Annotated in this window: 22 protein-coding genes; 16 read left to right on the top strand and 6 right to left on the bottom strand. The window is 35.5% G+C overall.

Annotation, left to right across the window (positions count from 1 at the left end; genetic code table 11):
• Nucleotides 1-37: 37 nt before the first annotated feature.
• The 3 genes from ASC72_RS15575 (at nucleotide 38) to ASC72_RS15565 (ending at nucleotide 2,212) form a co-directional block, all read left to right on the top strand.
• Entirely contained in the window at nucleotides 38-535 is a 498-nt protein-coding gene (locus ASC72_RS15575) for a hypothetical protein (RefSeq protein WP_056192552.1), read from the top strand.
• 51 nt (nucleotides 536-586) lie between these two features.
• The gene (locus ASC72_RS15570; RefSeq protein ID WP_056192549.1) at nucleotides 587-1,366 is read left to right on the top strand and encodes an enhanced serine sensitivity protein SseB C-terminal domain-containing protein; all 780 of its coding nucleotides are present in this window, start codon (nucleotides 587-589) and stop codon (nucleotides 1,364-1,366) included.
• A gap of 72 nt (nucleotides 1,367-1,438) precedes the next feature.
• The gene (locus ASC72_RS15565) at nucleotides 1,439-2,212 is read left to right on the top strand and encodes a hypothetical protein (protein ID WP_131725831.1); all 774 of its coding nucleotides are present in this window, start codon (nucleotides 1,439-1,441) and stop codon (nucleotides 2,210-2,212) included.
• 163 nt (nucleotides 2,213-2,375) lie between these two features.
• On the opposite strand, the gene ASC72_RS15560 is transcribed toward ASC72_RS15565, so the two are convergent.
• The gene (locus ASC72_RS15560; RefSeq protein ID WP_056192543.1) at nucleotides 2,376-2,585 is read right to left on the bottom strand and encodes a hypothetical protein; all 210 of its coding nucleotides are present in this window, start codon (nucleotides 2,583-2,585) and stop codon (nucleotides 2,376-2,378) included.
• 251 nt (nucleotides 2,586-2,836) lie between these two features.
• On the opposite strand from ASC72_RS15560, the gene ASC72_RS15555 reads away from it, so the two are divergent.
• The 3 genes from ASC72_RS15555 (at nucleotide 2,837) to ASC72_RS15545 (ending at nucleotide 4,682) form a co-directional block, all read left to right on the top strand.
• Nucleotides 2,837-3,625, top strand: coding sequence for a helix-turn-helix transcriptional regulator (locus ASC72_RS15555; RefSeq protein ID WP_056192540.1), 789 nt, complete (start codon nucleotides 2,837-2,839; stop codon nucleotides 3,623-3,625).
• Nucleotides 3,626-3,893: 268 nt separating this feature from the next.
• Nucleotides 3,894-4,325, top strand: coding sequence for a DoxX family membrane protein (locus ASC72_RS15550; RefSeq protein WP_056192538.1), 432 nt, complete (start codon nucleotides 3,894-3,896; stop codon nucleotides 4,323-4,325).
• A gap of 12 nt (nucleotides 4,326-4,337) precedes the next feature.
• Nucleotides 4,338-4,682, top strand: coding sequence for a cupin domain-containing protein (locus tag ASC72_RS15545; protein ID WP_056192537.1), 345 nt, complete (start codon nucleotides 4,338-4,340; stop codon nucleotides 4,680-4,682).
• A 50-nt stretch (nucleotides 4,683-4,732) separates the two neighbouring features.
• Here the strand turns inward: ASC72_RS15545 and ASC72_RS15540 are convergent, their stop codons facing one another.
• On the bottom strand, nucleotides 4,733-5,707 hold the full coding sequence (locus tag ASC72_RS15540) for a DUF1080 domain-containing protein (RefSeq protein ID WP_241775721.1): 975 nt from the start codon (nucleotides 5,705-5,707) through the stop codon (nucleotides 4,733-4,735).
• A gap of 309 nt (nucleotides 5,708-6,016) precedes the next feature.
• Here ASC72_RS15540 and ASC72_RS15535 point away from each other — a divergent pair, with 309 nt between their 5' ends.
• The 3 genes from ASC72_RS15535 (at nucleotide 6,017) to ASC72_RS15525 (ending at nucleotide 8,189) form a co-directional block, all read left to right on the top strand.
• Nucleotides 6,017-6,337 (top strand): helix-turn-helix transcriptional regulator, encoded by a 321-nt coding sequence (locus ASC72_RS15535; protein ID WP_056192532.1) that lies wholly within the window; start codon nucleotides 6,017-6,019, stop codon nucleotides 6,335-6,337.
• Entirely contained in the window at nucleotides 6,334-6,834 is a 501-nt protein-coding gene (locus tag ASC72_RS15530; RefSeq protein ID WP_056192530.1) for an SRPBCC domain-containing protein, read from the top strand. The genes ASC72_RS15535 and ASC72_RS15530 overlap by 4 nt, the downstream gene beginning before the upstream one ends.
• A gap of 482 nt (nucleotides 6,835-7,316) precedes the next feature.
• Nucleotides 7,317-8,189 carry a hypothetical protein gene (locus ASC72_RS15525; protein WP_056192528.1) on the top strand — a complete coding sequence of 291 codons (873 nt, stop codon included), beginning with the start codon at nucleotides 7,317-7,319 and terminating at the stop codon, nucleotides 8,187-8,189.
• A 72-nt stretch (nucleotides 8,190-8,261) separates the two neighbouring features.
• Here ASC72_RS15525 and ASC72_RS15520 read toward each other — a convergent pair whose 3' ends face one another.
• The 3 genes from ASC72_RS15520 to ASC72_RS15510 form a co-directional block, all read right to left on the bottom strand.
• Nucleotides 8,262-9,680, bottom strand: coding sequence for a gluconokinase (locus ASC72_RS15520; protein ID WP_056192526.1), 1,419 nt, complete (start codon nucleotides 9,678-9,680; stop codon nucleotides 8,262-8,264).
• A gap of 5 nt (nucleotides 9,681-9,685) precedes the next feature.
• On the bottom strand, nucleotides 9,686-10,132 hold the full coding sequence (locus ASC72_RS15515; protein ID WP_056192524.1) for a cupin domain-containing protein: 447 nt from the start codon (nucleotides 10,130-10,132) through the stop codon (nucleotides 9,686-9,688).
• Between the two features lie 97 nt (nucleotides 10,133-10,229).
• A complete protein-coding gene (locus tag ASC72_RS15510) occupies nucleotides 10,230-11,243 on the bottom strand; it encodes a zinc-binding alcohol dehydrogenase family protein (protein ID WP_056192523.1) in 1,014 nt (337 codons plus the stop codon).
• A gap of 176 nt (nucleotides 11,244-11,419) precedes the next feature.
• Here ASC72_RS15510 and ASC72_RS15505 point away from each other — a divergent pair, with 176 nt between their 5' ends.
• The 3 genes from ASC72_RS15505 (at nucleotide 11,420) to ASC72_RS23690 (ending at nucleotide 13,662) form a co-directional block, all read left to right on the top strand.
• Nucleotides 11,420-11,647 carry a hypothetical protein gene (locus ASC72_RS15505; RefSeq protein WP_056192520.1) on the top strand — a complete coding sequence of 76 codons (228 nt, stop codon included), beginning with the start codon at nucleotides 11,420-11,422 and terminating at the stop codon, nucleotides 11,645-11,647.
• 66 nt (nucleotides 11,648-11,713) lie between these two features.
• Nucleotides 11,714-12,637, top strand: coding sequence for an SMP-30/gluconolactonase/LRE family protein (locus ASC72_RS15500; protein WP_056192517.1), 924 nt, complete (start codon nucleotides 11,714-11,716; stop codon nucleotides 12,635-12,637).
• A 104-nt stretch (nucleotides 12,638-12,741) separates the two neighbouring features.
• Nucleotides 12,742-13,662 (top strand): bifunctional helix-turn-helix transcriptional regulator/GNAT family N-acetyltransferase, encoded by a 921-nt coding sequence (locus ASC72_RS23690; protein WP_082564322.1) that lies wholly within the window; start codon nucleotides 12,742-12,744, stop codon nucleotides 13,660-13,662.
• 38 nt (nucleotides 13,663-13,700) lie between these two features.
• On the opposite strand, the gene ASC72_RS15490 is transcribed toward ASC72_RS23690, so the two are convergent.
• Nucleotides 13,701-14,537 (bottom strand): AraC family transcriptional regulator, encoded by an 837-nt coding sequence (locus ASC72_RS15490; protein ID WP_056192514.1) that lies wholly within the window; start codon nucleotides 14,535-14,537, stop codon nucleotides 13,701-13,703.
• 97 nt (nucleotides 14,538-14,634) lie between these two features.
• Here ASC72_RS15490 and ASC72_RS15485 point away from each other — a divergent pair, with 97 nt between their 5' ends.
• From ASC72_RS15485 to ASC72_RS15470, 4 genes are all read left to right on the top strand, one after another.
• A complete protein-coding gene (locus ASC72_RS15485) occupies nucleotides 14,635-15,588 on the top strand; it encodes a ketopantoate reductase family protein (protein WP_056192511.1) in 954 nt (317 codons plus the stop codon).
• 442 nt (nucleotides 15,589-16,030) lie between these two features.
• Nucleotides 16,031-16,624 (top strand): TetR/AcrR family transcriptional regulator, encoded by a 594-nt coding sequence (locus tag ASC72_RS15480; RefSeq protein WP_056192507.1) that lies wholly within the window; start codon nucleotides 16,031-16,033, stop codon nucleotides 16,622-16,624.
• A gap of 263 nt (nucleotides 16,625-16,887) precedes the next feature.
• A complete protein-coding gene (locus ASC72_RS15475) occupies nucleotides 16,888-18,030 on the top strand; it encodes an efflux RND transporter periplasmic adaptor subunit (RefSeq protein WP_241775720.1) in 1,143 nt (380 codons plus the stop codon).
• A gap of 11 nt (nucleotides 18,031-18,041) precedes the next feature.
• The gene (locus ASC72_RS15470; protein ID WP_056192501.1) at nucleotides 18,042-21,206 is read left to right on the top strand and encodes an efflux RND transporter permease subunit; all 3,165 of its coding nucleotides are present in this window, start codon (nucleotides 18,042-18,044) and stop codon (nucleotides 21,204-21,206) included.
• The last annotated feature ends 78 nt before the right edge of the window (nucleotides 21,207-21,284 follow it).

Raw genomic sequence — 21,284 nt, 5'->3', positions numbered from 1 at the left:
AAAAAGTTTAGACCAAAAATAAAAACCAAAAAAGTAAATGAAAAAATCATTATTAGTATTAGCATCAATCTTTGTCCTATCCTGTGGAGATAATAAAAAAGAAGCTGCAAAAACGGATCATCAGGAAACAGAAATAAATAACATGAATAAAGAAAACACAGTAAATGAATTAGAGAAATTCAGAGTGATTTTCGAAAATAAGATTGTTGTACTATTAGACAAAAAAGGAACTAATCTCAAAACTAATGCTGTCAGTTTTCAAACCTACATTAACGAAAAAAATATTGAGTTTATACCTGTATTTACCTCAAATGATAAAGTTTTAGAATCGACCGGCGGTGTTGTACTTGGAAACGAAATGGAGTTGGACGGCTTTTTGTTTCTTTCGCAAAGCAGCAGTGCAAAAGAGGTGAATGTTCTTAGAATTAATCCTGCTCTAAGTGATGATACTTATGTGGATTTGAATGAATTAAAAAAATACTTTGCTAAAGAAATTAAACAGAAAACGGAGGAACTAAAAATTAATATTGAATAAAGATTTATTGCAATAGAAATAATAGATGCTTTAAAAATAAAAAACATTTCAATGGGATTATTTGACTTCTTTAAAAAGAAAAACAGCCAACAAACTTTAGATAATACTATTAATTTAGAAACTCTTCTTCAAAAAGCAACAACAGAACCAGCATATAGAGCTGAATTTTATAAACGTATACTTTCTGAAGATTTAATTATTATTACTCAAAATTCTGAAATACCAAACGGCAGGAAAATTTTACAGGAAAATACTAAAGTAAAAATCATGTCTTACGCTGACGGCAAAATCCCTGTATTTACTTCAACAGACAGAATCTTTGATCAAAGTGTAGTGAAAGATGAAATTGAGTATATGCAGATGAAAGGAGAAAATCTTTTTGAATTAGCAAAGGGCGCAACGTTTCTTATTAATCCCTATTCGGATTATGGCAAAGAATTACTGCCCGAAGAAGTTGAAAGAATTTTAAGTGGCGAAATTCTAACCGACAATTCGAAAACGTTAACAATCGAAAAAAAGACAGAAGTCCAAATTGGACAACCAGCAAAATATCCAACTGAAATTATAAACTCTTTAAAAATTTTATTTTCAAATAAACCAGATTTAAAAGCAGCTTATCTTGGTATGATTTTTAATCCTGAAAGTGGAGAACCACCGCATTACATCTTCGGACTCGAAGCAGATGGAGATATTGAAAGTTTAACTCAGGAAGCCGGATTTACAGTAAAACAATTTCTGGAACCAAATGAATTTGTTGACTTCATTAAAGTAGACAGGAAAAATAGCTTAAGTGATTATTTTTATAGCGTTGAGCCATTTTATAAACGCTAATTGAGTATTCATACTCTAAGTCTTTTCACATTTCATTAAAAAAAAAACTCAAAACCTACCTAATAAAAAAGCATGGATACAATTCTAACTCTTTTTGGAATACTAATGTTCGTTCTCGTTTTAATACCTGTTGCCGCGATAGCATTTTTAATTTTTTATGTCATAAAACGATCAACACAAAAGAAAACACCTGAATTTTTACAAAATGAAAAAGTAAAGATGGAGGAAAAAGTACAAGAATTAAAAAAAGATATCGAAAATTGGAAGAATTATACGCCACAGGATATCACTAATTATCTGACTTATTCATTTGCAAAATCAATATCAAATAGGTTAACAGGACATCTTTATTCCAATGATGGTTCGGCTATTATAGCTTTTCAAAGAATAGACAGAGGACTTTACGCTAATACCAGAATCGTTGCAAACTCTACTGACTTTAAAATTTATATTGAATATTATAACAATGAAAAATTATTCTTTTTTGATGATGTTTATTTAGGCAAAATAATAAACAACTCGATAATATTGGATCCGTTACACAAACAAATTGGAACCTGCAATAGACAAAACTCACCTAATCAAGCTTCCTATAAAATAGAAATTCACTCAAAAATAATAGCGGAAATAAATCGAAATTCAGATCGGAAAACTATTGTAAAAACGCAATATTACAAACCAAGCAGGTCTGGCAGTAATTATAAAACAAGGCTAGATTTTAGAGAAGCCGGACCGTCTTATTCCTTAATACATTCAATTGACACCACAGATAGCGAAGAATTAAAATGGATAATTTCGATTGCTGTCTTTGAATCAATTTATTATGGATTTGATTTTGTTTCTTAATAATTTACTTATTTCTTAAAAATCTAATCTTCTTATGAAACCGAGTTCCTTAGCCCTGATAGGAGCGATACTCTTTTTGTTTTTTCTTTAAAAACAAAAAGATATAGCGGGAGCGGTAGCGACTAACGAAGTAAATAACTCATTAAGATTCTAAAAAACTCTATTAATTTTTGAAATTTTCAATTCGTTTGGAATATAAATTATTACCAAAAATAATTGCTCCCATTACAAAGGGAACAAAATGAGAAATTTGCAAAAAAAGAGCTGTTCCGGTTTTTAATCCTTCGTTTAATGTTTCGAATATACCAAGACCAATAAAGAATAAGCAAATAACAAATAGAGCAAATTGAATTTTATAATTTATTTTGATCATAATGTTTTGTGTTTTTGTAAAACTAAGAAAAATATGTCAAATATTTAGGGGCTAGAACAATCTTTGTCGAGCTACTAGTGTGATTCTTCTCCAAAAGCCTCGGGATCAGGATGACAAAAATGAGAAGAAAAACTTTGCGCCTTTGCGTGATTAATTCGCCAGCTTTAAAAAAAAAACTTAGCGACTCTCTGTGCCACCTCCGCGCAACTCTGTGAAATAATTCTTATTTTTGATACACAATTACTCTCACTATGGTTTCGATAAAAACATTTGATCAGGCAACAGATTTAGAAAATCCGAGACGTGTTTTAAAATACGTTTTAGTTTTTTGTACTTCGGGTACAACGACTATTGCTGTAGATGAAAATGAATTTATATTGACCGAGAACTCCGTAATTACGATTACTTCCGGACAAATTCATTATTTCAAGAACATCCAAAATGCAACCGGATTTGTTTTGGAATTTACCTACGCTTTCTTTTGTAAAGATGATAATGACATGGAATTGATTTTCCACAACGGTTTGTTTTGCCATTTTGCAATGAACGAAATGATTACGGTGGATCATCCTGAAATTATTGTTCGGGAATTGAAGGAAATCAGCAAAGAAGTAATCGAAACGCCGTATCAATTTTTAATTTCCATTCACAGCCGAATCGAATTAATTCTGATTGAAATCAACCGCACCAAAATTAATCGTGGCGACGAAATCTACAAACCCGATGCGCTTTTTCTGCATTTCCTGGAAACCACTTTACAGAACTTCGAAAAGAATTTGTCGGTAAACGAAATCGCGACTTTAATGGGTACCACCGAATCCAAACTGAATGAGCTTTCAAAACTCCACACCAACAAAACGGCTCAAAATGTCATCTTCAGCTTGATTATTTCTGAGGCGAAAAGACTTTTTACTTATGAAAAGCTTTCGGTGAAAGAAGTTGCTTATGCTTTGGGTTTTAATGATCCTTTTTATTTTTCTAATTTCTTCAAGAAACACACGGAGATCTCTCCAAAATCATTCAAAGAAAAAATAGTTTAAATTGAAATGCGATTTATATAATTGTTTTTTAAACACATAGAGAACATAGGTTTTAAAACCAATTAAAAGAATATGGAAGAGAAACTAGTTTCTCAACACATAGAACCTTACTATGTTATTTAAATAAGTGAAACCTCTTTTTACACTTTGTAAACTATGTTTCTATGTGTTTAAATTAATTGTTACATGCTTTTTCCGGAATTCTCTATTCTTTAGCAAGCGTACTTGCAACATCTTTGTATCTCACTAATTACTAACAAAATAGTATATGAAAAGATATCAGGATTATGCGGCTTTTCTTTTGCGCATCGCATTAGGGGCAGGATTTATGTCCGCCGTTTCGAGTCGGTTAGGATTTTGGGGAAGTTATTCTTCTGGTTGGGAAAGTTTTCTGGCTTACGCCGAAAAAGTAAATTCTTTCGCTCCAAAAAATTGTATTCCAACAATCGCCATCATCGCCACTATTGCCGAATCGCTTTTGGCTTTGCTCCTACTCATTGGTTATCGAACCCGATTGGCTTCGATTGTCGCGGCAATTTTGACTTTGCTGTTTGCGCTTGCCATGACGTATTCTTTTGGCGTAAAAGATTCGCTTGATTATTCGGTATTTGTGTTTTCTATGGGCGCTTTTCTTTTGGCAACTATGGAAAATTATAAATGGAGTTTAGATGAAATTAGTATGAAAAATAAAAACAATTAAAATTAAATCACAATGGAAAAACAAATCACAAGAAGCAGTGAAATAGACTGGAAACCTCTTATTGAAGAAGGTGTAAACACAGACGGTATTTATGTAAAGACATTATGTTTTGATGAAGCCACAAACAGACCCAATGCCTTTTTATTGAAATTTGAAGCCGGCGCTTCGTACCCGAATCACATTCACCCCGCCGGAGAAGAAATTTACGTGGTAGAAGGCGAAGTTCGCTCCGGAAAAGACGAACTAAAAAAAGGCGATTATATGTACATGCCACCCGGAAGTACACATTCAGTCTTTTCTAAAAACGGTTGTGTATTGTTGTTTAAAGTGCCGGAGGAAGTAGTGATTTTGAAGTAAAAAAAGAATCTCGCATTTTATCATAGAATGCGAGATTAATTCCTAAAACCTTACTTAGCCGGTGTTATGATGATATTGCGGTATTCCACCGGACCGTGATCACCCTGAAGAAACAAAGGTCCTGGTTCGGCTTCGTTGCTGTCGATAGCTCCGCCTGTAATTCCGGGAATATACTGATTGTTAATTACGGTTTTGCCATTAGCCACAACCGTTACCATTTTGCCGATAAGGGTAATATCATAGGTATTCCATTCGCCGGCTTCTTTGGCAACCATTTCATTTGGAACTAGTAATCCATAGATAGCGCCCATTTGATCCAAAGCGGGTTCCATTCCTTTACCGTCTGTTACCTGCACTTCGTAGCGACCACGAAGATAAACTCCGCTATTACTGCCTTTTGGAATACGAAACTCGATATGGAGCTTAAAATCATTAAATTTTTCGTTGGTCACCAGGTTTACACCCGATTTTGGACTGCGTAAAATACCGTTTTCTACCACCCATTGACTAGTGCCTTCTGTGTGCCAGTCTTTGATTGAATTGTCCTTGATAAGGTGAATCGGTTTACCCCACATCGGTGCAGCTGTACGACGTAATATTGGTGCGCGAACACCTGTCCAGGTTTGTGTTTTACCGTCAACAGTCTGGAGAGTTCCGGATATTTTTTCACCTTCAATTTTACCATCCACGCGAAGATCGTTGCTTCCTGCCTCCCATTGTTTTGGTATTGCAAAATTAAATTTTCCATCTTTTAAATGGATTTCAGATATGGGGCGGGCACTGCCTACTACGCACATAAATTGTCCTACAAGCGTTGTTCGACCCGAGCGTCTGACTTCGAGCCAAGCCGGTGCCGGTTTTCCGTCGACATCTATTGTTATGTCCCAGCTGCCTTTGAGAGAATCTTTTTCAACTGCATAAAGATTATTGCTGATAATAGTTATAAAAACAGTAAATAATAAACTCATTGCCTTATTCTTGCTAAAGAAATTGGTGAATGATTGGGTTGTGGTTTTGAGGTTCATAAAGTTTTTTTTTGGAAATTAAAGTTAGTCAATTTACGATAAATATTGATTCGCGTGAAACAAACGATTTACATGATTCAGTTTGTCAGGTTTACTAATCCTTCTCCCCAATTCTCGTAACGATGATTGACTATAAAATAAAAAAACTCAGCGAATCTCTGTGCTACCTTCGCATAACTCTGTGAAATAACCCCACTTAGCAAACTCAAAATCTCTTTCACGTAAAAATAATTGTCAAAAAATTTGCGAAACCGAATAGTTGCGCGTATATTTGCAACCGATTGGCTTCCTAATTAAATTTTGAATACTATGAGACGAGACATTTTTCAGGCAATAGCCGATCCGACAAGAAGGTCTATTCTAACCTTAATTGCGCTACAGGCAATGACACCAAATGCCATTGCGGAGAACTTTAATACTACACGCCAGTCTGTTTCTAAACACCTTCGCATCCTTACGGAATGCGATTTAGTAAAACAAGAGCAGCGAGGCCGGGAAATTTACTATTCACTTGAAATAGAAAAGATGAAAGAGATTGATAAATGGATCAAACAATTCAGAGAAATTTGGGAAACCAAGTTTAACCAGCTAGACGAACTATTAGTAACATTAAAAAACCAGAAAAAATGAAAAACGATTTGCTATTTGATTTTACCGTTGACAAACCAGCCAAAACGGTATACATAAACAGAGAATTTGCAGCAGAATTGCCGCTAGTTTGGGATGCTTTTACGAAAGCCGAACTTTTGGATCAATGGGTGGCTCCAAAACCATGGTCAGCCAGAACAAAACATATGAATTTTGAAGTGGGCGGAAGACGATTTTATGCTATGGTAAGTCCGGAAGGCCAAGAACGCTGGGCAGTTCAGGAATTTACTTCGATTACGCCGAAAACCAATTTTAAAATGTACAATACGTTTTCAGACGAAAATGAAAATCGTGAATTACCTGGCTCCGATTGGGATTATACTTTCAGCGAAAACAACGGTATCACAAAAGTGAGCATTAGCATTTTTAATGAATCGCTTGAGCGTTTAGAGAAAATGATTGAAATGGGCTTTGTACAAGGCTTTAAAATGTCTGTCGAAAACTTAGAGAAACTATTGGAAACGGTATCTCAAAAGTAAAAAATCATGGCAGCTACCCATGCGCACAATAGAAAAAAATCTCGCAATCCCGATAATTATCGGGAGCAGGGTCGCAAAGTTTTATAATTTCACAAAGTTACTCAGAAGAGGCACGGAGATTCACTAAGTTTTAAAAGAAAATTGGAAAAAATAATCACACAAAGGCGCAGTCCCGAGGCTTCGGGAGCAAGGTTTTTTTCTAATTTTAATCATAGCCCACGGTTTCAACCGTGGGAAATGGATCATGAAAATAAAACGCAATTTTTGATTGTGAAATTAATCGTGAAATTCTAGCGAAAATGTGTCCCCATTAAATTGCGTCCCAATGGTTGAAACCATTGGCTATGTTTATAGGATTTTGTTTGGAATCTGTTTATACCTACAAATAATTTCACACTAGTTTCCATAAAAAACAAATAATTTTTCAAAACAAACGCAACCATTAAATTAAAAACTCATCTTTATAGTAAAATAGATAAAAAATGAGAAAAATTTTAACTTTAATTATTGCAATTTTATTTTTTAGCTGTTCGTCAGAAAATGATCCAAACGATAAGAAAAGATTTGAAATAGATGTTCTGCCTATTCATGAAAATTCATCAAAAGTAAATCTTGCTATTGGAATCACGAAAGACGCCAATTTAAGTTTAGTATTTAAAACGTTGAATGAATTGCATTTTGATATTCGACAAATGAATGGTTTCGTTTATTATTCAAATACTCCAGAAAGTGGTGTTAATACCTTAAGGGACGAATTAAACCAAAAACCTTACATAAAAACAGGTGCCTGGAGCGCTACCCCTTATACCGTTTTCTTTAATCAGACAGACAATAAAACTATGATTGTAAATAGTTTTTTTGAGATGAATCTTACCAACCAAACCGATCTTCTCAATTTAATTTCTTCATCAAAATGGGAAGACAAATTAAGTGATACAAAAGATATTTATTTAAGTGTTCCCGAAGGATCAGAAGCTTACTTTAAAGAGCAAATGAAGAAATTTTCATTTGTAAAATGGACCGAAACATTTGATCAGGTTTGCATATCTTACGAACAAGCTCCTGTACTTTCGGCAAATGTTCCTAGTAGCGGAAATGTAAATCAGGTAATTCCAATTCCTGTGGTTTTTGTAGTTCATAATGGCTGTGGTGGATTTGACTCTATTACTGAAACCAATTCAGGAAACACAAAAACGATCATCGTAAAAGCTAAATATGAAGGCTGTTTATGCACTCAAAGTATTGGCAATATTCAAACCACCTATAATTTTACTGCTACAACAACTGGAATCCACACCATAAAATTTTTAAAGGCTGATGGGAATTTTTTAACGTACTCTATTAGTATTCAATAAAAAAATCACTTTGCAAAACGTATATTCTAAAGCCCAAAAGATTTTGATAGCTGCCGAAATTGTTTGGGCTTTTCATAAATCTTTCAATACCGGAAACACTTTTTTAAACTTGACAAAAGCAGCTTCATAAACACTTTTATAAACTGTATTAGGATAAAAAGTCTTTCCGGTTTTGTTTTCATAGGTGATATCCTTCCCTATCGATTTCATGCCAATCATGACAGCGCCCCAGGCAGAGCCTTCGATTGTTTGCGAGGTTTCTACTTGCATCTGAAAAATATCCGCTACCATTTGGAGCCAAAGATCACTTTTACCAAATCCGCCACTTGCCATTATTTTGGTTTGTTTTCTTTTCTCAGGATCCGGGAGTAAAATTTCTGTAATCTGAAAGAGTCCAAATAAAATACCTTCTAAAGTTGCCCTTACCAAATGTGCCTGAGTGTGGGTTATCTGCATTCCTAAAAGAGAACCTTGCGCTGCTGCGTCCCAAATTGGCGCTCTCTCGCCCAGTAAATAAGGCACAAAGAGCAATCCATCAGAACCGGCAGGGATTTTTTCTGCTTCTTGAAAAAGAACTTCAAAAGACTGATCAGTTTTCAATAAAGTTTCCCTGAGCCATTGTAAAATAATCGCTCCGTTATTTACAGCTCCTAAAACAAGGTATTGATCGCCCATCAAATGGTAACACTGGGTTCGCATTTCTTCATCCAGATAAGGTGTGTTGATGGGTAATCGTACGGCTCCACTCGTTCCAATAGTAAGAGCAATACAGCCTTTATTCATGGCGCCTGTTCCCAGATTGGCCAAAGCTCCGTCGCCACCGCCAATTATATACAGAAAGTCATCTGAGATTCCTTTGCATTGATGTGTTACTTCGCAGACTGTGGATAATTGTTCGGATTTCAGGTTTAAAAAATCTAAAATTTCAGAATCCCATTGTAAAGTATAAATATTTAACAATCCGCTTCCTGATGCCATTGAAGTATCTGTATAATATTCATTGGTAAGATGATGCCATACATATTCCTTAATACTAATAAATTTATAGGTTTGAGAAAAAATATCGGAATCAAACTCTTTAAACCATGCAATTTTGGTCATCGGTGAAAAAGGATGAATCGGGATTCCGGTTTTTTGATAAAAATGTTTTCCCTTTTCAGAATTCTTAAGTTTTTCGGCAATGGTATTGGCCCTGTTATCGGCCCATAAAATAGCATCTGTCAAAGGTTTACCGATTTTATCAATGGCAATAATACTTTGCATCGCTGAGCTGAAACTGATAAACTCGGGCTGAATGCCTTTTGTAATTTGTGCAATACAATCTAAAACAGTCTGTAAAATCTCTTGCGGATTCTGCACGCTCCAATCCGGTTTTGGATGATACATCGGATAGGCATTAGAAACCTGCCTGATTACATTTCCGTGTATATCAAAACAAATGGCTTTTGTGGCCGTGGTTCCAATGTCGATTCCTATATAAAATGATTCCATGTTTTTTACTGCTTCAAATCCTTTTTAATCACCAAATATTTTAAATCTGTTTTCCCAACGTTGCTAATTCCATGTTCCATATTGGATGGACAGTAAAAACTGGTATTGGGTCCCGCGGTTACGGTTTTTCCGTCAAGGTAGAATTGAGCTGTACCTTCGAGAATGAAAAAGAATTCTTCTTCGACATGGTGGTGCGGCGCATGTGTTGATTTTCCGGGTTCGACGATACTCATTTTGAGTGTGTTTTCCTGAGTGAAGTTTTTATCGGCAAACCAATATTGATAACCTACTTTCGTTTTAGTGGCTTTGTCTAATTCAAAGTGATTGACACAATTTTCAATCGTATATTTTGGCGCTGTTTGAGTTGTTTCTTTTTTTACTTCCTGTGCTTGTGCAGACTGCTGTATGAACAATGCAATAACTGCAATGATGAAGGTTGAGGCTGGTTTCATTTTCTTTTTTATTGTAATAATACAAAAAATGCTTTTACGCAGCGCTTAAAAACAAAAAACAAGCTTTATTAGCCTGTTTTTTGTTTTATGATTTTCTTTAAAATTTGATCGCAATTTTTCCGATCGTAGTTCCTGATTCCAGTAACTCATGCGCTTTTTTGACATTGGAAACCGTAAGACCATTTAGCGTTGTTTTTAAGGTAGATTGGATCGTCCCTTTATCTAATAAATTAGCTAGTTCGCTTAAAATATGATGTTGACTGATCAGATCTTCTGTTTGAAATGTCGAGCGTGTAAACATGGATTCCCAATGAAAACTGACACTTTTAGTTTTTAATTGAAGAAGATTCACCTTTTCGTTAGGAGTACTAATCGAGCCAATATGTCCCTGAGGCTTTATCAGTTCTGTAAATGCATGCCAATACTGATTGGCGTCAACCAAATCTAAAATAAAATCAACTTGCTGAAAACCGGCATTTCGAACCTCTTCAATCAAATTTTTATGATTTACCACAAAATCGGCGCCTTGTTGTTTGCACCATTCGATAGATTCAGGACGGGATGCTGTAGCAATTACAGTTAATCCGGCCACTTTTTTAGCCAATTGAATAGCAACTGATCCTACTCCGCCCGCTCCTCCAATTATTAAAATGGTTTTGCCTTTATCTTTTTCCGGATTGATGCGAATTCTGTCAAATAATATTTCCCAGGCTGTTAGACTGGTTAATGGCATTACTGCTGCCTGTTCTATCGAAAGTGATTTTGGCTTTTTACCCACAATACGCTCGTCAATAATTTGATATTCGGCATTGCTGCCTTGTTTGGTAATATCGCCTGCATAGAAAACTTCGTCTCCTACTTTAAACAAACTAACCTGATCACCAACGGCTTCTACAATTCCCACAGCATCCCAGCCTATAATTTTTGGTGTTTCTAAGACCGTTTCTTTGGCACTATTCTGGCGAACCTTAAAATCTACCGGATTAACAGAAATGGCTTGTATTTTAACTAATAAATCATGCGCTCCCGGAATTGGTTTTGGAGTTTCAAATTCAATAAAACTATCTTCTTTATCTATGGGTAACGAGGTTTTAAATCCTATTGCTTTCATCTTTTTATCTTTTGATTTAAACTAATAACACAAAGATACTCACAAAGAAGAACCTGGAAATTGTATAAATTCGCTATGAATTTGTACATGTTTATCGTTTTGGATTATTATTTTTATAGACTTATTGATCTTACAAACTCCAGTTTACGACAATTGAAATTTAATAGTTTTAAATCATGCACGCAATTAATATCACAATGTATACACAAGATACTACTCAGATTGAAGCTGTAAAAACTTTTATGAAATCACTGAATATAAAATTTGAGATAACAAATGTGAAATTTTATGAGCTAACTGCTAAGCAGCAACATGTTTTAGATAATCAAATTAATTTAAACAAAATTTTATATAAAGATGCTGAAACAATTTATACTGATTTAAAAAATAGCTATAAGCTATAAATCATATTTAAAGTCTATATTTCTAAAAATAATAAACTTCAAGAGTAACCTTTAAACCTTTTTATTATGAACCAACTCCAACTTAAAATAAAATCACACTTTATATTTGTTATTGCTTTTACTTTTACAAATTTTATATACGCTCAGCTATCAGCAGAAAAAAACCATAACTTAATAGCAAAAGGCGCAGTTCTCACAAAGCTATCAGATCAGTACAGTTTTACAGAAGGGCCTGCCGCAGATAAAAAAGGAAATATTTATTTTACCGATCAGCCCAATAATAGAATCATGAAATGGTCGGTTAATGGCGAACTTTCTGTTTTTATGGAAAATGCAGGAAGAGCTAACGGTTTGTATTTTGATCACGAAGGCAATCTTTTGGCTTGCGCCGATGAAAAAAATGAAATTTGGAAAATAGACAAGAACAAGAATAGTACTGTATTGGTAAACAACTTCGAAGGAAAAAGGCTCAACGGTCCCAATGATCTCTGGGTCGATCCAAAAGGCGGTATCTACTTTACAGATCCTTTTTACAAAAGAGAGTACTGGACGCATACCTCCAAAGAGATAGAGAAAGAATGTGTTTACTATTTATCTGCCGATAAATCCAAAATTAGCAACGTTGACAATGAGCTTGTAAAACCCAATGGCATTATTGGAACTTCGGATGGAAAAACATTATACATAGCTGATATAGGAGCAAACAAAACGTACTCTTATACAATAAACAGTGATGGTTCTTTAGGCAAAAAAACGCTGTTTACTGAATCAGGTTCAGATGGAATGACAATAGACGCCTCCGGAAACATTTACTTAACCGGAAAAGGTGTTAGTGTATTTAATCCGCAGGGAGAAAAAATAGCCCATCTTGATGTTGCTGAACCGTGGACAGCCAATGTTTGTTTTGGAGGAAAAAAGTTTAAAACATTATTTATTACTGCCGGTAAAAGTGTTTATACCTTAGAGATGAACGTTCGCGGAATGAAATAATACCTCCATCTTGAAGACCAAACATTATAAATAAAACTTAAATTTTAATTTTGAATTTGAATATACGTAGTTAACTACGTAAATTTGCATACAAATTATTTGTTATGGTATTAGAAAAATCAAAATCATTGGTACTAGGGAATCTTTTGCAGCGTTTGACCGAGAACTTGCGAAAAGAGGCACAGCTATTTTACAGAAGTCAGAATATTGATTTTGAACCAAAATGGTTTCCGGTAATTTATGTGCTTTCGCAAAGAAAGGCGATCAGTGTGGTGGAACTTTCTCAGGAAATTGGGTACTCTCATCCTACTACAATTTCGCTTTTGAAAGAATTAGAGAAAAAGGAATTGATCGGTTCTACCAAAGATTCTAAAGATGAAAGAAAGCGCCTGATCACGCTTACTGAAAAAGCAAACGAACTCATAGAGCAACTGCAGCCATTGTGGGCTGTTATGACACAGGCTTTAGTGGAACTTACCGATACGGAAAATAATTTGTACAAAGCCATAAACGAAGTAAATCAAAACTTAAAAACAAAAAATCTTTTTGACCGAATGACAGCAATTAAAGAAATGAACCTAAATAATCCTCTTAAAGAAGTGGAAAACGATATTAAAGTAGAGAAAATCGAAGATCAAAAATTGGAATCGATCGCATTTGCAATTAGAAGACAAGTTTTTGTTGAAGAGCAAAATGTATCGCAGGAACGCGAATCTATGGATGATGCCCAGGCGATTCATTATCTGGCAACGGTAAACGGCTTGCCGGCCGGAGCAGCGCGCTACAGAATAATGGAGAAAGGAGCAAAAATTGAACGTATTGCGGTTTTGAATTCGTATCGCGGAAAGAAAGTTGGAGAAGCCATTCTGAAAAAAATTGTAGCGGATTTACACGATAAAGAGAAGATTTATCTTTATGCGCAGGTCAATGCCAGTCCGTTTTATATTAAAAACGGGTTCAGACAAACCAATAATTATTTCCTGGATGCCGGAATTGAGCATGTCGAAATGGATTTGGTTAAATAAAAATCAGATAAAGTATTTCTTGGCAGACGATATTGCTGCTAAGAAATGCTTAATGATTTTTTAAATTCCGATGGGGAGATTCCGGTGCTTTTCATCATGAATTTATTAAAATGACTGCTATCAATAAATCCTAAATCGTTACTAATTTCTGAAAAAGTTAAATTGCTTTTGCTCAATTTTTCGGTTACCACTTTAAGTTTGGTTTGTACAATATAATCTCTTAAAGTAATATTTAAATGGTTTTTAAAATACTCGCCAATGTAATGGATCGAAACATTAAAATGACTGGCCATTTCTTTTTTCTTCAGCAAATGCGGATTTGCGATATTGGATCGGATGTAACTTAAAATCGTATCAATTTTTAATATTTCAGTAGTTTGCAAGTTTAGATTAGTTTCATTTAAACTGGCATTTCGGCGAATGATTTGAATGAGTGCCGTCATTAAACTTTTGATTATAAGTTCGTTTTGTCCTTTTGGTTTAGCCACTTCAGTTAGGATTTTTACAATAAGCATTTCGCAAAACGCTTTATCATCATCCAGAAAAATTAAATTCCCATTGGTCTGATTGTGGTAGTAAAACAATTTTTCGATCTCTTCAATTTCCTTTTTATTCGAAAAAAAATTAGGCAGGAACCGCAGGCAGTGAAACTTTGTTGGTTTTAAGGTTTTAAACGAGTGATAATCTTTTGGCGTAAGCAAATAAATATCGTGCTCTTTATAATGGTGGGGAATTGAATTTAGTATATGATTTCCAGTTCCATATTCGATATAAAGCAATTCGAAAAAATTATGACGGTGCACTTCTTTCTTCCATGTTAATTCTTCTACGGAATAAATTTCGAAATCTTTGTATATAAAAAAGGTGTCTTTCATAATCCTTAATTTTTACAAATATAACCTATCTTTTTACATCAGATAATAAAAGTGAACGCAGTTACTTTGTACCGATAATTAAAACCTAAAAGACAACATGAACTCAGAAACAATAAAAATAGGAATTCTTGGAATTGGTGGAATCGGCGGATTTGTTGGTGCTCCATTGGCAAAGAAATACAAAGACAGTACCACCAAAATCATTTTTATTTGCAGAGGTGAAACCAAAAACGCCATTCAAAAGGAAGGTTTACTGTTTGAATCTAAAGGCGAAACGACAACCATATTTCCGGATTTAGTATCAGATAATCCGACAGCAATAGGGATTTTGGATGTTTTAATTCTTACTTCTAAATCTTATTCTATAAGCGATGTACTATCTAGTTATAAAGATTGTATCAATGCGGCGACTGTTATAATCACGTTACAAAATGTGGTAAATGCTGAAGAAATTATCCGTGAAACTTTACCAGAGGCCGGGCAAATTATGGAAGGCTGTATTTATGTCGCTTCGAATGTAATGCAAGCAGGACATGTACAGCATGTTGGCGGTCCCGGAAAAATTTTCGTGGGGGGAAAAGAAAATCAACCTTTGATCGATTTGTTAGCAGCCGGAGGTTTAGACATTACGTATCTTGAAAATATTAACCAAACGCTCTGGAAGAAATATTTGTTCGTTGCGCCGGTTGCAGCCATAACTTCTGCCTATAAAGTTTCTTTTGGCCAGCTTTTGGAAGATCAAAATCTAATGCATATTCTGGAAAATATGATGATTGAGATTCAATCGCTTGCGCTGAAAAATAATATTATTCTAACAAATGAAGACATTGAAACCGCTAAAGATTTATTGACGAAATTTCCTTTTGAATCTAAGTCATCGTTGCAATTGGATTTTGAAAATAACAATAAAACTGAAAAACATTTTTTGGTTGATTATGTTATTGAAAATGCCAAAAAACACGACATTGAAACTCCATTTTATAATGATGTCAATGAAAAAATAGAGAAAGGAATGACAGATATTGTAGGGCTGGACTTCAGTCCAGTCTAGGTTATGCAATTTTTTAGTATCATCTTATGAAAACTAAACCTCTCGTCTAGCCCCGAGAAGCGGTATCCTTTTTCCGGCTTCTTTAGTCGGGAAAAGATACAAGCGGATAGCGGGACTAAACGTTTGATAAAAACGAAATTTCTGCTCCTTAAAAATCAACTTATTTTAAAAATTGAAAGGATTTTTATTCTTCAGGAAAGAAATGAGACGTTTTTTGGAATTAAAAAGTATCGGAATGATCTTAATCGAACTTGAATTTTAGTTAAACTTTAATTAAAACCAGACTTTCAGAAAATATAAAATCTTTCTGAAGTCCTTATTTTACTGCTATTTCATTATCATCTATAACAGAATAAGAAAAAATTATAATGAATTTATGTTATAATTAGAAAATCGGTATTACATTTGCCTAACAGTGTTAGATTATTTAATACTCATCAAAATGGCAAGTAAAGATCGTATATTAAGACAAAAAGAAGAGACAAGAAATAATATTCTTGAAGCTGCTTATTCTATCGTAAAAGAAGAAGGATGGCAAGGTCTGAGTATGCGAAAGATTGCTGACAAGATTGAATACACTGCCCCTATTATCTACGAATACTTCTCCAATAAAGAAGCTATTTTAAATGAATTAACCGGTAAAGGATTTATTAAATTATCGAAAGAGTTGCAAAACGCCAGAGCTAAATTTGATAAACCGGAAGACCAATTAGAAGCCATGTGGATGGCGTATTGGGATTTTGCCTTTACAGATACCGAAATGTATCAGGTTATGTTTGGTGTGCAAATGAATTGTTGTTCCCAACAATGTTCGGCTGCAGAGGCACCTTACAAATTGTTCACCGCAGTGATTGCTGAAATTATGAAAGACAGTAATCCGGGCCCTGAAGTTATCAAACAAAAATATTTTACATTCTTTTCTGTTATTCACGGTTTAATTGCGATTAACATCATTAACAAAAGCGAAGTAATGGAAACAATCAACAATCAAATCCTCAAAGATGCGATTGGTGGTATCATCAAATCAATACAGTAAAAAAATTTTCAATTCCACTTAACAGTGTTAGAAAATTTAATTAGAGTAATTTAGTAACCTTTTTTTACTATTTACTTAACAGTGATAAATAATTTAATACCGATTTTTAATAGAATCGCAATGGGCTCACTATTCGGAATTTTGCGCCTTTTAACTTAACAACGTTAGATAATTTAATCAAATTAATTATGAATATCGGGAAAACCAGAATACAAAAGATTTTAACTCAAATAAATGTCCAACAAATTAAAACCAATATGAAAATGAAAAATGTAATTATAACCAGTTTTATTCTGGCACTTGTACTAAGCAGTTGTGCAGATAAAGCGCAGGCTCCTGCTCCGGCAGCTCCACTCCTGCCTGTTTTAGCGATTCAAAACTCTGATGCTGTGACTGATGCTGAATATCCAGCTTCGATACAAGGAACTGTAGATGTAGAGATTCGTCCACAAGTAAGCGGAAACCTTGATCGCGTTTTAGTAGACGAAGGCGCCTATGTAAGTAAAGGCCAAACTTTATTCAAAATAAACGAACGCCCTTTCCGTGAGCAATTAAACAATGCTTTGGCTAGCCTTCATGCTTCTGAAGCGGCTTTGATCAACGCTCAGTTAGAGGTAGATAAATTAACTCCTTTAGTTCAAAATAAGGTGGTTTCTGACTATCAATTGAAAACGGCTAAAGCTTCTCAAAAAATTGCTGCTGCTAATATCGAGCAGGCAAGAGCAATGGTAGCATCTGCCAGAATTAATTTAGGATATACCAATGTGACAGCACCTGTTAGTGGTTACATAGGAAGGTTGCCTAAAAAACAAGGAAGTTTAGTTTCGGCTACCGATATTGAACCGCTAACCAAACTTTCAGATGTGCATGAAGTTTTTGTTTACTTCTCTTTAGGTGAGACTGATTTCATCAAATTCAAAACGCAATATGCCGGAAATACCCTAGGTGATAAAATCAAAAAATTACCTCCTGTTACTTTGATTTTGGCTGATGATAATCCTTATGCACAAACAGGAAAAATTGATATGGTGGATGGTCAATTTGATAAAAACACGGGCGCGATTACCTTAAGAGCGACTTTCCCAAATGCAAACGGAACTTTACGTTCTGGAAACACTGGAAAAATTCGTTTAGGAATCAATCATGACGATGCGATTCTGGTACCACAATCGGCTACTATTGAAATGCAGGATAAAGTATTTGTTTATACGCTTAACAAAGGAAATAAAGTAAACAAAATGCCTATCACAATTCTTGGTAAAAGCGGAACCAATTATTTAATTAAAGATGGTGTAAAATCTGGGGACCAAATTGTATTGAGCGGAATCGACAAACTTCAGGAAGGACAAGTGATCCAACCTCAAAAATCGACTGCTGAAGTTGCCCAAATAATTAACAAAAAATAATTTTTACGACAATGTTCAAAATATTTATACAAAGACCTGTACTGGCAACCGTAATCTCCATTTTATTGGTGATCCTGGGTGTACTTGGACTTACAAAATTGCCTTTACAACAGTTTCCTGATATTGCGCCTCCCTCGGTTTTGGTAACGGCGGTTTATCCGGGAGCGAATGCCGAAACGGTTTTACGTTCGGTTGCACCCTCTTTGGAAGAGTCTATAAATGGGGTTGAAAACATGACCTACATGAGTTCAACAGCGAGTAACGATGGTACACTTGCAATTACTGTTTTCTTTAAATTAGGAACAGATGCCGATCAGGCTGCAGTTAATGTTCAGAACAGAGTTGCTCAGGCGACAAGTCAGTTACCTGCCGAAGTTGTTCAGCAAGGTGTAATTACCGCCAAACAACAAAACAGTTTCATCATGGCCATTGGTATGTACACAGAAGACGAATCGAAATACGATCAGACTTTTGTTGCCAATTATGCTCAAATTAATATCATTCCGGAGATTAAACGTATTCCGGGTGTAGGTGCTGCCAGTATTTTTGGTGGGGTTAAAGATTACTCGATGAGGGTTTGGCTCAACCCAACTCAAATGTCGACTTACAATGTGACGCCAAATGAAGTTATGGCAGCGATTCAGGACAAAAGTTTAGAGGCTGCTCCGGGTAAATTTGGGGAAAGAAGTAAAGAAGTTTTTGAATATGTAATTAAATACAAAGGGAAACTTACCAAACCGGAAGATTATCAAAACATTGCGATTCGTTCGAATGCTGACGGTTCTATCCTGCGTTTGAAAGATGTTGCCAGAGTCGAACTTGGGGCTTACTCTTATAACAGTTTAACCCGTTTGAACGGTAAAAAAGGGGTTGTAATTGGGGTTATTCAGCTGGCTGGTTCTAACTCCAATGAAATTCAGATTGCGATCAACAAATTGATGGAGAAGGCCTCTAAGGATTTCCCGGCAGGAATAAAACACAATATTTTCTATAGTACAAAAGTATCATTAGATCAATCCATCGAACAGGTTGAGCATACTTTAATTGAAGCTTTTATACTGGTATTTATAGTGGTATTTATCTTCCTGCAGGATTTCAGATCAACATTAATTCCGGCCATTGCTGTACCTGTAGCAATTTTAGGAACGTTCTTCTTCATGCAGTTATTTGGATTCTCGATCAACCTTTTAACGCTTTTCGCTTTAATCTTAGCCATTGGTATTGTGGTGGATGATGCGATTGTCGTCGTCGAGGCCGTGCACGCGAAAATGGAGCATAAACATTTGTCTCCAAAAGTAGCCACACATGAAGCAATGCACGAAATAACGGGTGCTATTATCTCAATTACGCTGGTAATGGCTGCTGTATTCCTGCCGGTTGGTTTTATGGAAGGTTCAACGGGAGTTTTCTATCGTCAGTTTGCTTTTACGATGGCAATTGCAATTGTAATTTCAGCCGTAAATGCTTTGACATTAAGCCCTGCCCTTGCCGCTTTATTCTTAAAAGATAATCATGCTGCGCACGAAGGAGATCCTTCATACAAAAAACAAGGATTTAAAGAGAAATTCTTTACCGGATTCAACAATAGTTTTGAAGCATTGACCAACCGTTATGTTGGCGGATTAAAATTCTTAATTCGTAATAAATGGGTTAGTTTAGGTGGATTGGCCTTAATTACTTTCGCCACAATTGTAATGGTTAAAACCACTCCTGCAGGATTTATCCCGACAGAAGATCAGGGTTTTATTGCCATTGCTGTTAACACTCCGTCTGGGACATCTCTTGACGGAACTCAGAAAATAATGACTCAGGCAGAAAACACTTTAAAACGTTTAGACGCATCACGATTTGTAACGGCAATCTCTGGTTTCAACTTACTAACGAATTCTACTAGCCCATCATCGGCAGTTGTTTTCGTATTGCTTAAACCAAATGAAGAACGTGGCGAGGTTAAAAATATTGAGGAAATCATGAATCAGGTTCGTGGCCAATTGGGCGCGATTTCAGGAGGTAGTTTCTTCGTGTTTAGTTTCCCAACTGTTCCCGGATTTAGTAACGTTGAGGCATTGGATTTGGTTCTTCAGGATAAAACCGGAGGTAAACTCGATAAGTTTAGCGGAATCTCTCAAACCTTTATTGGGGAATTGATGAAACGCCCTGAAATTGCAGTAGCCTTTACCTCTTTCAAAGCCGATTATCCTCAATTACAATTGGATATCAACGATGAAAAAGCAGATCAGTTAGGCGTTAAGGTAAAAGATATTCTGCAAACCATGCAGGCTTATTTTGGTAGTGCGCAAGCCTCCGACTTTAACCGATTTGGTAAATATTACAGAGTAGTTGTTCAGGCCGATATTGCAGACAGAGCAGATCCGTCAGCCATTGACAGGGTGTTTGTGAAAAACAAAAATGGCGAGATGGTTCCGATAAATACTCTAGTAAAACTAAGCCGTATTTACGGTTCTGAAACCGCTTCGAGATACAACTTGTTTAACTCAATTTCGATTAATGCGATTCCCAAACCTGGATTTAGTTCCGGAGATGCCATTAAAGCGATTGAAGAAGTAGCAGCCCAACAATTACCTGCAGGTTATAGTTATGAATTCTCAGGACAAACCCGCGAAGAAATTTCTTCCGGAGGTCAATCGGCAACGATTTTCTTACTGTGTTTGATATTCGTCTATTTCTTACTTGCCGCACAGTACGAAAGTTACATTTTGCCTTTAGCAGTAATCTTATCCATACCTGCAGGAATTTTTGGAGTATTCGTAGCGATTGGTTTAACAGGAATTGAAAACAACATTTATGTACAAGTTGCATTGGTAATGTTAATTGGATTGCTCGCCAAGAATGCGATTTTGATTGTCGAGTTCGCCGTCCAGAAACGAAAATCCGGACAGGCTTTGGTCAAAGCTGCTATAGATGCTGCCAAATTACGTTTACGTCCAATTATCATGACCTCACTGGCTTTCGTAGTAGGATTGATTCCGATGATGAGTGCCAAAGGACCATCGGCACAAGGTAACCACTCCATTAGTATTGGTGCCGCCGGAGGTATGGTTTCGGGAGTAATTCTAGGGTTGTTGATCATCCCGGTTTTATTTATCGTATTCCAACATTTACAAGAAAAAGTTTCCGGAAAACCGGCAGCTGTAACACATAACGAAGAAAAATAAATATGGAAAATTATATAACGACAATCCTGGTGGCCATCATTTTTGGCATCGGCTATATATCGTACAGAATCTCACGAG

Origin of the sequence: Flavobacterium sp. Root420 (assembly GCF_001427905.1) — a bacterium.
Classification (GTDB): Bacteria; Bacteroidota; Bacteroidia; order Flavobacteriales; family Flavobacteriaceae; genus Flavobacterium.
Note: the sequence above shows the minus strand (reverse complement) of the source record. Positions and strands in the feature narration are given on the sequence as shown.